Source organism: Drancourtella sp. An12 (assembly GCF_002160935.1).
In the GTDB taxonomy this organism is placed as follows: domain Bacteria; phylum Bacillota; class Clostridia; order Lachnospirales; family Lachnospiraceae; genus Sellimonas; species Sellimonas catena.
Window position 1 is genome coordinate 92,958 of record NZ_NFLO01000011.1, and the last position, 10,938, is coordinate 103,895.

General features: G+C 48.3%; 10 protein-coding genes and 2 pseudogenes. 1 reads left to right on the plus strand and 11 read right to left on the minus strand.

Annotated elements, in window-relative coordinates; genetic code table 11:
- Window positions 1-45 precede the first annotated feature (45 nt).
- The 4 genes and pseudogenes from B5E64_RS10885 to truA all read right to left on the minus strand — a co-directional run bounded on the left by B5E64_RS10885 (window position 46) and on the right by truA (window position 3,807).
- Window positions 46-300, minus strand: a complete 255-nt coding sequence (locus tag B5E64_RS10885) for a DUF3343 domain-containing protein (protein WP_087168545.1) — start codon at window positions 298-300, stop codon at window positions 46-48.
- Window positions 301-317: 17 nt separating this feature from the next.
- Window positions 318-1,593, minus strand: a pseudogene (locus B5E64_RS10890) (double-cubane-cluster-containing anaerobic reductase).
- Between the two features lie 159 nt (window positions 1,594-1,752).
- Window positions 1,753-2,919 (minus strand): aminotransferase class V-fold PLP-dependent enzyme, encoded by a 1,167-nt coding sequence (locus B5E64_RS10895; RefSeq protein WP_087168546.1) that lies wholly within the window; start codon window positions 2,917-2,919, stop codon window positions 1,753-1,755.
- Between the two features lie 108 nt (window positions 2,920-3,027).
- On the minus strand, window positions 3,028-3,807 hold the full coding sequence (truA, locus tag B5E64_RS10900) for a tRNA pseudouridine(38-40) synthase TruA (RefSeq protein ID WP_087168547.1): 780 nt from the start codon (window positions 3,805-3,807) through the stop codon (window positions 3,028-3,030).
- A gap of 118 nt (window positions 3,808-3,925) precedes the next feature.
- Between truA and B5E64_RS10905 the strand changes: the two genes are divergently transcribed.
- On the plus strand, window positions 3,926-5,071 hold the full coding sequence (locus tag B5E64_RS10905) for a DUF4317 domain-containing protein (protein WP_087168548.1): 1,146 nt from the start codon (window positions 3,926-3,928) through the stop codon (window positions 5,069-5,071).
- An 80-nt stretch (window positions 5,072-5,151) separates the two neighbouring features.
- Here B5E64_RS10905 and B5E64_RS18765 read toward each other — a convergent pair whose 3' ends face one another.
- The 7 genes and pseudogenes from B5E64_RS18765 to B5E64_RS10935 all read right to left on the minus strand — a co-directional run bounded on the left by B5E64_RS18765 (window position 5,152) and on the right by B5E64_RS10935 (window position 10,735).
- Window positions 5,152-5,868, minus strand: a complete 717-nt coding sequence (locus tag B5E64_RS18765; protein ID WP_087168558.1) for an MmcQ/YjbR family DNA-binding protein — start codon at window positions 5,866-5,868, stop codon at window positions 5,152-5,154.
- Between the two features lie 179 nt (window positions 5,869-6,047).
- Complete coding sequence (locus tag B5E64_RS10915) at window positions 6,048-6,872, minus strand: energy-coupling factor transporter transmembrane component T (RefSeq protein WP_087168549.1); 825 nt, start codon at window positions 6,870-6,872, stop codon at window positions 6,048-6,050.
- Window positions 6,869-7,756, minus strand: coding sequence for an energy-coupling factor transporter ATPase (locus B5E64_RS18770; protein ID WP_343284062.1), 888 nt, complete (start codon window positions 7,754-7,756; stop codon window positions 6,869-6,871). Before B5E64_RS18770 ends, B5E64_RS10915 begins: the two co-directional genes overlap by 4 nt.
- Window positions 7,757-7,804: 48 nt before the next feature.
- A pseudogene (locus B5E64_RS18775) lies at window positions 7,805-8,644 on the minus strand (energy-coupling factor transporter ATPase); the annotation flags it as partial.
- Window positions 8,645-8,765: 121 nt separating this feature from the next.
- Window positions 8,766-9,443, minus strand: a complete 678-nt coding sequence (locus tag B5E64_RS10925) for a CatA-like O-acetyltransferase (protein WP_087168551.1) — start codon at window positions 9,441-9,443, stop codon at window positions 8,766-8,768.
- 18 nt (window positions 9,444-9,461) lie between these two features.
- Entirely contained in the window at window positions 9,462-9,980 is a 519-nt protein-coding gene (locus B5E64_RS10930) for a peptidylprolyl isomerase (protein WP_087168552.1), read from the minus strand.
- Window positions 9,981-10,117: 137 nt separating this feature from the next.
- Window positions 10,118-10,735: a hypothetical protein gene (locus tag B5E64_RS10935; RefSeq protein WP_087168553.1), complete on the minus strand. Its 618-nt coding sequence runs from the start codon at window positions 10,733-10,735 to the stop codon at window positions 10,118-10,120.
- Between the last annotated feature and the right edge of the window lie 203 nt (window positions 10,736-10,938).

The following is a 10,938-nucleotide window of genomic DNA, read 5'->3' on the forward strand; positions in this document are numbered from 1 at the left end:
CTCCACCATGATTTGGGGACGCTTATTTGCGTCCCCGCCTGTTTTTCAGCAATACCGGTCCCTGTTGGGATCGATATCCTTTTTGATTTCTGCAATCTGAAGAATTTCAATCTGTTTTTCTTTCACAATCTGCCTGATCTGATCCAGATCTTCTTTTTTTACAAGAAGTGAAATGCCGCAGCACTTGCTCGCCTCGCGCGGAGTCGGAGCAATCGTACATTTCAGGCCGTTTTCTTTCATTTCCCGGTAAAGCCGCATCCCATTATCGTGATTGGGAAAAAGCACATAATATGAAATCATGCCTGCACCAGCTTTCTTTAGCTGTTTAACATTTCAATAAATGCGCTGATTCTGGTACGAAGCTGCTGCGCGTCACTGTCCGTATAATCCGTTTCAATGCCAAGTACCGGGATACCTGCCTCTTTCAGCGCTTTTTCTACATGGTAGCCTTCACAGTCATACAGGCTGCAGAATTTCAGGTTTACGTCAATAATTCCGTCTACCTTATATTCCTTTGCAAGGCGGATAATATCGTCGATTCGCGCGGAGTTCGGTGTAAAGCATGCACAGTTGATGCCCATATACCGCTCTGCCAGATGGTCGATCTGCTCATCCACCGTTCCCTCTGCTTCGTCCACAAGACGTTCAAAGTACCGGGTACCTGTACACATTTCTTCACAGACTACTGCACCGCCGCTTGTTTCTACCAGGTTGTGAAGCTTCCAGTTCGGAATCGCAAGCGGAGTACCTGTCAGCATGATTCTCTTTGTTCCTTCCGGGAATACACTGACGCCGTCTTTGACTCTCTGATCCAGCTCATCGCAAAGCTTGTTTGTCATCTCGGTAAACCGGGTCGGATCATCATAGAATGCAATCTGGGAAATCAAAAGGGCATCCTTTCCGCTGATCGGAAGTTTTTCATTTTTTCTTAAATCATACAGTCTGGAAAGCGCCCGTCTCTTATTATTGATCAGGACAATGGCATTGTGCAGAGATTCTGCCGTCACCTGGTTGCCTGTCATCTCTTCAACTACGCCCCGGAAAATACGGATCTCATCTGCCCATGCTTTGATGTCCTTTTCCCGTTTCATCTGCGGAAGATCCATGACATGGACCGGCACATCTTCCGCCAGAATTTCCCATGCCTTCTTTTTGCCGTCGCAGGTTGTCTCACCGACATACATATCCGCAATCCGGAAGAACGGACAGGTCCGGTCCAGTCTTGCCCCTACGGATGCCTTGATCAGCGGACAGGTATTGGTCGGCAGCACCTTCTCACCGCCCGGAACCCAGAACTGGGAACCGCCGCACAGTCCCGTTGCAATTGCGTCTGCCGCAAACACAATTTCATCCGGCACATAGACACAAAACGTTCCAAATACTTTTCCGCCCTTTTTTCTGATGCTCAATCAGTTCTGCCGGACGAACGCCGTGAATTTCCGCAACAACAAAATTATAATAATCCATTCCTTCCGGTCTGTTTTCCTGGGAAAGATACACATCTCCAAACGCCTGCGGAAGCACTTCGCAGAGCTGATCGTGGGTCTCTACGTCCATTCCAAGATCTTTCCACATCTGATGATAATCTGCCATTTCTTTTCCTCCTTTGTCACGAAACAAAGGCACGGCTGCTGGTAAGCCGCGCCTTTTGTCTGCCAATGTTTCTCTTACGTTAAGGGTAACATGTTTTCGGAACTGCTTCAATTTCGTCCGGCAGATTACGCTATCGTTTTTTCACATCATTACAGGTATTTATAGATAATTTCTATTTTCTGTGATCCGCTTCACTGCTTCAATTCCTCTGACAATTTCTTCTTCCGTATTTTGCTCGCTGAAAGAAAACCGCACCGTCCCTTTTGGAAAGGTTCCAAGACTCTGGTGAGCCAGCGGAGCACAATGCAGACCGACCCGCGTCATGATCCCGTACTCCTGCTCCAGAAGAAATGCCGCAATCGCATTGTCCATCTCCGGGAAATCAAGGGAAACTACTGCTGTCCGGTGCTCCATCGTCTGCTTTCCGATCACCCGAACGCCCGGTATCTCCCTGACTCCATCCAGGAACCGGGCGGTCAGCTGTTCCTTTTCCCTTCGGATCACATCGATTCCCGTTTCTTCCAGATAGGAAAGAGCCGCATGGAGCCCGATGATTCCCGGAAGATTCATCGTTCCGCTCTCGTACTTATCCGGCAGTTCTTCCGGTTGGGACAGCAGATCCGAATGACTTCCCGTTCCGCCGAGAATCACCGGTCGGACACATGCATCCAGCTCCGGCGAAATCAAAAAGCCGCCGATCCCCTGCGGGCCTTTGAGCCCCTTATGCCCGGTAAATCCCAGAAAATCGATGTTTGCCTTCTGCATGTCAATGGAAAGTGTCCCCGCACTCTGAGCCGTATCCACCGCAAAAAAGACATCATGCCGTTTGCAGACCTCCCCGATCTCTTCAATCGGAAGCACCGTTCCGCACACATTGGAAGCATGCAGCACAAGCACCAGCCTTGTCTTCGGACCGATCTTCTCCTCCACGGCCTCAGCTGTCACCTCGCCCTCTGACGACGTCCTTGCCACATCATAAGAAATTCCCTTCGTCTTCCTCAGCTGTTCCAGCGGACGCATCACACCATTATGCTCCATGCCGGAGACCACCACATGATCCCCCTCCCTCAAAAATCCATTTAAAAACATGTTCAAAGACCATGTGATTCCCGGGGTAAAAATCACCTGTCTGGAACTTTCCGCATGAAACAGCTTCGCAAGCATCTCACGCGTATCCAGCACCCGGCCTGCCATCTCATAAGCCCCCTCGTAGCCGCCACGATTAATATTAAACGCACCCCGCTCCAGAAACTCCGCCATCGCACGGGCCACACCCGGCGCCTTCGGAAACGACGTACTTCCATTATCAAAATAGATCTTCCCCATCGCTCCTCCTTTCCGGGGACGTGTTCCGATGCACCGGAACACGTCCCCAGTGAAAATTATCTGACAATTAGCTCCAGCCCTTGATTTTACTGGGCTGGAGGCCATTTTTTACTCATTTACGTCGTGTACCTTTGAATCGGAACACGTCCCCGATGAATATTTTATTTTTGCAAGTCTGAGGCCTTGTGGTGGTGCGGTGACGCCGGCTTCAGTTCGTTCTTTTGTTTCGAGGATTTCTTTGACTTGTTCTGGCTGATAGAATCCCCGGCCGACGCGGATGAGTGTGCCGGCGATGATGCGTACCATGTTGTAGAGGAAGCCGTTTCCGCTGATGTAGATGGTGATTTCTTCTCCGTCCCGGACAACGTCGAGACTGTAAATGGTGCGTACGGTGTCGTCCGTGTTTGTGCGGATATTGCAGAAGCTTTTGAAATCGTGTGTACCGATGAGGTAATTGGCCGCCTCCTGCATTTTAGCTTCATCCAGCGGGAAGGAGACGTGGCTTGTGGTCAGGCGCTTCAGCGGATCCGGAAGCGGCCTGTTGAGAATGTGGTATTCGTAGTATTTGGTGCAGTCCTGATATCTCGGGTGCCAGTCCAGAGGAACTTCCTCGGACTGTGTGACTACGATGTCTTCTGGCAGCCTCTGATTGATGGCGTAGGCAAACCGTTCCGGTGGAATTGTACTTGTTGTATCAAAAACTGCCACATTTCCAAGGGCATGGACGCCGGAGTCGGTTCTGCTTGCTCCGATGATGTGAATATCTTCTCCGGTCAGTTTGCTGAGTTTTTTATTCAGTACTTCTTCAATTGTGATTCCGTTTGGCTGTACCTGCCAGCCGCAGTAGTTGGTGCCGTCATATGCGACGGTCAGTTTGATTCGTTTCACGTTCTGCTCTCCTTCGTCTGTTTGCTTTCTTCATTTTAACACACCGCGGCCAAAGAATCTGCCTTTTTCTTGTACATTTTCTTCATCCATGATAAGATAATCTGCGAGGTGAACGAACATGAATAAAAAAGAAATCGCAGAAATTAAAAAGCAGTTTTCTCCTGCCAACTGTGCCATTACGCGGATCTGTGGCTGCTATGTGGACGGGGAAAAGACGATAAAGACGAAATCGAAAGATGCGTTCCTTTCTCTCCCGGAGGAGGAAATGTTTAAATATTTTGATCTGTTTAAGAAGACGCTTTCCGGAGGAATCGGGAAAAATCTGATGGATATGGAGTTCCCGCTGGAGCAGGAAACTTCCGGCGGCACCCAGGAGTTTCTTCTGAGACTTCGGGACAGTAAACTTCAGGATGATTCTCTTCTGGACGAGTTTTATCAAAAGATTATCGATTTTTATAATTATGGGGAAAATTATTATATTATTCTGATTCATGCAAACTACGATGTGCCTGGAAAATCTTCCGACGGGGAAGAAATGTTTGATGCTTCAGACGAAGTATATGAATTTCTCCTTTGCAGCATCTGCCCGGTGAAGCTTTCCAAGGCAGGGCTCTGCTATAATTCGGAGACCAATCATATTGAGGACCGGATCCGTGACTGGATCGTGGAAATGCCGGATATCGGATTTTTGTTCCCGGCCTTTAACGACCGCTCCACGGACATCCACAGTCTTCTGTATTATTCGAAAAACGCAAAAGAATTTCAGGATGATCTGATTGACAATGTCCTTGGCTGTCATGTGCCGATGCCTGCAGGGGATCAGAAATCCACCTTCCAGTATCTGGTCAGTGATACCCTTGGGGATTCCTGCAATTTTGACACGGTCAAGACACTTCATGAGAATCTGACAGAAATGATTGAAGAGCATAAAGATGAGCCGGAGCCGCTGCGTCTGGACAAGACGGATGTGAAGAAGCTTCTGGAGCGAAGCGGCGCCAGGGAGGAAAATCTGGAACAGTTTGACCGGGAATTTGATGCTGCTGCCGGGGACACGCCGTCTCTTCTGGCGTCCAACGTGGCCAACACCCGGACCTTCGAGGTCAAGACGCCGGATGTAGTCATCAAAGTAAATCCGGACCGGACTGATCTGGTAGAAACAAAACTGATTGACGGCATTCCATATCTTGTCATTCAGCTCAGTGACAGCGTGGAAGTCAACGGCATTCCCGTTTCCAACCGGCCGTCCGGATCTATTTCAGAATAAAGACACATACATAACAATGGCGCCAGTTCTGCTGAGGTCAGAAATTCCTTTCTGCCTTGTCGGAACCGGCGCTTTTTTTACTAGTTTCTGTTTTCTTCTGCTTTTCTGACCGGCTGACGGAAGGGTAAATTTTTTGCATTCTTTCTTAATAATCGAATGCCATCTTCGTATGCTCCTTTCAGGTTCTCCATCCTCTGGCGGATGTCTGTTTCAAATTCCGCCTCATCCAATTCCGGGTCTTTTGTTGTCCTCCAGATTTCGCACGGCAGTTCTTCACATCCGGCACAGCTGGTACGGTGCTTTTTGTAAACGGCGCACCGGTAAATCGGGCAGGCCTTTCCTTCCGGAGCGTGGAATACTTTCCCGGAAAGCTCATTACATCCCCGGCAGATGGAGCCATAACAGCTGCACGCTTGACAGTCTGCACCGCAGCAGGTAATGCCCAAAATTTCCCGCTGCCGTTTCCGGCTGAATCCTTCCAGTACCAGGCGGTACGATTCATCCAGCATGTCTTTCATCAGGTCATCCGGCACCTCCCCGTCCGGGCGGATCGAGTTCCAGTTGATTTTGTCAGAATAGTATCCCGGCAGAACATCTTCGTACCGGCTGCGGAACACCTCACCTTTTACCGGTTCCAGCTTCAGATTGATATAGTAAGGGCGCTTTTCCTGGTCCAGGCAGATGGCTGCAAACATTTTCCCGCCCACATGATATCGGATCCAGTTCCAGACCGGCTGATAATCTTTTGTCACGCCCCGCTTTTTTAACAGGTACGCATCCATCCACTCATATCTCATCTTGTTTCCTCCTCTTTTTCCTTGACTATAGCACACAAAACATGACATCTGTCTATCATGTTTCCATTGTATCAAAAAAAGAATCTGTTTTACCGTTTTGCCGGTAAAAAGATCCTTTTTCTGATACATCAGTTTTATTCTTGTTTTGCACCCTCCCACTGAGAATGCTTTCCTTTCCATTAAAAAATCCAGATATGAAACGGCAGAAATCTTCCTGCTCCCACCGCAACGACCATGTATACGATTACGATCACATACGCGCGGATATCCTGGCTGCTGTAGACAAGCGGCTTCATCTTTGTTCTGCCTTCGCCGCCACGGTAACAACGGGACTCCATTGCCATGGCAAGGTCATTGGCTCTCCGGAACGCTGAAACAAACAGCGGCACGAGAATCGGAATCATGGCCTTGGCCTTCTGGATAATATTTCCGCTGTCCAGATCTGCTCCTCTTGCGATCTGGGCTTTCATGATTTTATCCGTCTCCTCCAGAAGAATCGGAATGAACCGAAGTGCAATGGACATCATCATTGCGATTTCATGTACCGGCACATGCAGATGATTCAGCGGACGCAAGAGACTTTCGATGGCATCGGTCAGTGCCGTCGGCGTTGTCGTGAACGTCATCAAAGATGCGCCCATGATCAGATAAATCAGACGGATTGCCATGTAAACTGCTGTCCGAAGTCCTTCTTCTGTCACCCGGAACATCCAGATGTGAACCAGAGTTCTGCCACCGGTTGTCAAAAACAGATTGAAGAGAATCGTAATCAGCAGCAGAATGAAGATCGGCTTCAATCCTTTGAGAATATATTTTACCGGAACTTTGGACAATTTGATGCATCCAAAGAGAAAGATCGTGGCAATCAGATAGCCCGGAATGCTCCGGAATAAAAATAGCGAAATCAGATACAACAGTGTACTGACAATCTTTACACGCGGGTCCAGTTTATGAACAGGGCTCTTCGCCGGATAATACTGGCCTATTGTAATATCTCGTATCATTGTTTTAATACCCTTTCTATTTCATCGGCTGCTTCCTCCACAAGGGTGATATCTGTGGAAACCGGGACGCCTGCTTCACGCAGTTCGTGCATAAGATATGTCACTTCCGGTGCGGCAAGTCCCACTTCTTCCAGCCGTTTATAATGTCGGAAAACCTGTTTCGGTGTGTCATCAAAAATCTTTTCTCCGTGATTCATGACAATAATCCGGTCCACATACTTGGCAACGTCCTCCATACTGTGGGAAACCAGAATCACGGTCATATGGGTGGTCTTCTGGAGCAGTGCAATCTGATCCAGAATGTCATCCCGTCCTTTCGGGTCCAGTCCCGCTGTCGGCTCGTCCAGTACCAGCACCTTCGGGCGCATGGCAAGGACACCTGCAATGGCCGCCCTTCTCTTTTGTCCTCCGGAAAGATCGAACGGAGATGCATTGTATAAAGACTCTGGAAAACCAACCATCTCCAGTGCCTCTTTTGCTCTCTTCTTACATTCCTCCTCGGAAAGCCCCTGATTTTTCGGGCCGAAGCAGACATCGCTCAATACATCCGCTTCAAAGAGCTGATGCTCCGGATACTGGAACACCAGTCCCACCTGCTGCCGGAGAGCTTTCATTGAGTAACCCTCTTTATAAATATTTTCACCGTCAAAATACAATTCTCCGCCGGTAGCACGGATCAGACCGTCCAGATGCTGGATCAGCGTAGATTTCCCGGATCCGGTATGTCCGATGATGCCGATAAATTCGCCCTGCCAGATATCCAGATTGACATCCTTCATGGCCTGCTTTTCGTAGGCAGTTCCCGGACTGTAGACATAATTCAGCCCGCGAAGACTTAAAATCGGCTCCCCGTCCGGTCGGGTACGCGCGTGATCTTTGACCACTTCCGGCGGCAGGGAATTCTGAAGAACTCCTCTCTCCTTTGCAAGGACACAAACCTCCTGACAAAGCTTCTGTCTCGTCAGCGTTCCCGCGGAAACCGGAAATCCTTTTTTAATCAGCGCATCCGCCACTGCTGTCGCCTGCGGCACATCCAGGCGGTAATGCTTTAACAGATCCACCTGCGAGAAGATCTGCGTTGGATTTCCCTGCATGACGACTTTCCCTTTATCCATTACATAAATATAGTCGGCATCCGTCACCTCTTCCATATAATGGGTGATCAAAATGACCGTCACCTTCTCCTGCCGCTGCAGATCCCGGACCGTCCGGATCACTTCCTTCCGGCCATTCGGATCCAGCATCGCCGTCGGCTCATCCAGCACAATACACTCCGGCCGCATGGCAACCACACCTGCAATTGCCACCCGCTGCTTCTGCCCGCCGGAAAGCTTGTTCGGCGAACTGTAACGATATTCCAGCATACCTACTTTTTCCAGCGCATCCTCTACTCTTTTCCAGATCTCCTTTGACGGCACCCCCAGATTCTCCGGGCCGAATCCAACATCCTCTTCCACCACCGTGGCAATGATCTGATTGTCTGGATTCTGGAACACCATCCCCGCACTCTGGCGGATGTTCCACAGCTCATCCTCATCTTTGGTATCCCGGCCGCCGACCCACATCGTGCCGCCTCCCGGAATTAAAAGCGCATTGATATGCTTTGCAAACGTGGATTTTCCGGAACCATTGTGTCCCAAAATGGCAATAAACTGCCCCTTTTCAATCTCCAGATCTACCTCATCAATGGCCCGCTGCTTCCCGATGACATTTCCTTCCTCGTCTCGTTTCTCATATTCAAATACAAGCTTGTCGGTTTTTACCATACTCATCTGCAGTCAACCTCTTACTTCTTCATTTTTCACCATATTTCGTATAGTGTACCACATTCCCGGTCATTAGTAAAATGGAAAAAGAGCTGCCGCCAGAACCAGCAACAGCTCACATCTCTCTCTAATCGTGCATTTCGTCTTCCTTTTCTTGCTGAAAACCTCTGCAACACTCTTCTAGCAGCCGGAAAAAATTCTCTGCATGCCACCCGTCATTTACCGCATGGTGAAACTCTACTGTTACAGGCATTTTCATCCGTCCGTTTTCCTCATGATACTTTCCAATCATCACAAAAGGAATGTAACTGACATTGTCCGTTCCATACTTTGTAAAAGAATTCGGCTTGGCGTACGAAAGACTCGTGTAAACAGTATTCGGCATCGTGGAAATATGCACGTCATCCATCGCCTTTTGCTGATAGGCATACAGGCTGCTGCATTTTTCCGCTTCTTTCTTATCCTTTAAAAACGCCTCATAGAACTTCTGGAAATCCTCCTGGTATCCTGTCCGTTGATGTGTAAAAAGATGATCCGTGTTCTTGCGCATCAAAGTATAATGAGTATTCACATGATCCCATACGCAGACTTGACCGTCCACTTTTGCATACCGGTATCTTTCATCCAAATTGACTGTCTTGGTAATACAATAACAGATAGAAGGATAAAATTTCCATTGATGTTTATGAATCGTCTCCAGGAATTCCGTAATATCAATCTCAACTGTCAGATAAAAAAGATAGCCGTGAAACAATTCATAAATCTCTTTTCGATCCCAGTTTTCATAGTCGATTTTCTTTTTCATCTTCCTGTTCCTTTTAACCTAGATCGTTTCCGGTTCCGGATATTCTTCGCCGAATGTCTCCACCGTAACTTTTTTCATTCTCTGGGTTTCCAGCGGACGGTCACTGTAGTCTGTCGCTGTCTCAGCAATCTTATTGACCACGTCCATTCCCTCTGTCACCTTTCCAAATGCTGCGTAAGCGCCGTCCAGATGCGGAGCCGCTTCATGCATAATAAAAAACTGGCTTCCCGCAGAATCCGGATGCATCGCACGTGCCATGGAAAGCACACCCGGCGTATGCTTCAGATCATTTGTCACACCATTCTGCGCAAACTCACCCTTAATGGAATAACCAGGGCCGCCCATACCTGTACCATTCGGGCATCCTCCCTGAATCATAAATCCACGGATAACTCTGTGGAAAATCAATCCATCATAAAATCCCTTTCCTGCAAGAGACACAAAATTTCGAACTGTATTCGGGGCAATTTCCGGATATAACTCCGCCTTGATGATATCCCCGTTCTCCATCTCAAACGTAACTACTGGATTTGCCATATCATTTCTCTCCTTTATCTTTATTAGGCTAAAACGATTGTAACACACTCCTCTGCGGCAGGCAAGCCGCCACACTCTGACGTCAACCTCTTTTCTGTAATACAATCCGGAAGGCTCGGCCTGCATAATTCCGGCCATTACTTTTCGGACAGCTCATACAAAATCATACCGCCCTTCTCCTCACAGCCCGTATTCCAGATCTCGTGAAAGGAAAAAGCCTTCTTCTCTCCGTAAGTCGCCGTCTGAATCAGAAAATCCTTCTCCATCTCCTCATAGCCTATCACCATAAACCAGTGCCAGATATAATCCTCAAACACCTCCCGGTTTTGATGACGTAAAAGCAGAAACGGCACCGGATACCCTCTATCCATCCGCTCCTTCAAAGCCTCCTTCGCTTTTCCTTCCGGCTCTCCGCCCCACAAAATCTCCATCCGAAGTTTCGGCCTTTCCGGATCCGGATGATCCTCAAGATACCGTGAAAAACCATCCACAAACCACTCCGGATTCTTCACGCCTCCAACCCGCGGCTTGATATACGGCTTCATCATCTGGCTGAACACAACATAGTCATCCTTATTTAGATTTTCAATGTCAAACGGATACCATCCTGTATTTCCAAATCTCTTTCCAAAATAAATACACGTATCACAAGCCGCCGCTGCTGCACAGCCACCAATATGCATCACTACATTCGAAAACCAGTCCTGATTCCCTCCAACAGCACCATCAATCCCAAAATAATCCAGCTCCAACATAGTTACCATCACCCTTTTACGGGGACGTGTTCCGATGCACCGGAACACGTCCCCAAAATACAGTTGTTTTTTAATTACTAAGACTTCCCATACCTGAAATGGGCTTCGCTCCTTGAAAATTCAATATTTCAGCTGACAAAATAGTGATTTATGCCCCTATAGACTCTGGATGGAGTGCGTTACGCAGATATTTCGGTAGTCTT

Excerpts from the sequence above, each read along its gene's own strand:
- B5E64_RS10885 (WP_087168545.1), bottom strand. The coding sequence starts at position 300 with ATGATTTCATATTATGTGCTTTTTCCCAATCACGATAATGGGATGCGG.
- B5E64_RS10895 (WP_087168546.1), bottom strand. The coding sequence starts at position 2,919 with ATGGGGAAGATCTATTTTGATAATGGAAGTACGTCGTTTCCGAAGGCG.
- B5E64_RS10905 (WP_087168548.1), top strand. The coding sequence starts at position 3,926 with ATGAATAAAAAAGAAATCGCAGAAATTAAAAAGCAGTTTTCTCCTGCC.
- B5E64_RS18765 (WP_087168558.1), bottom strand. The coding sequence starts at position 5,868 with ATGAGATATGAGTGGATGGATGCGTACCTGTTAAAAAAGCGGGGCGTG.
- B5E64_RS10915 (WP_087168549.1), bottom strand. The coding sequence starts at position 6,872 with ATGATACGAGATATTACAATAGGCCAGTATTATCCGGCGAAGAGCCCT.
- B5E64_RS10925 (WP_087168551.1), bottom strand. The coding sequence starts at position 9,443 with ATGAAAAAGAAAATCGACTATGAAAACTGGGATCGAAAAGAGATTTAT.
- B5E64_RS10930 (WP_087168552.1), bottom strand. The coding sequence starts at position 9,980 with ATGGCAAATCCAGTAGTTACGTTTGAGATGGAGAACGGGGATATCATC.
- B5E64_RS10935 (WP_087168553.1), bottom strand. The coding sequence starts at position 10,735 with ATGTTGGAGCTGGATTATTTTGGGATTGATGGTGCTGTTGGAGGGAAT.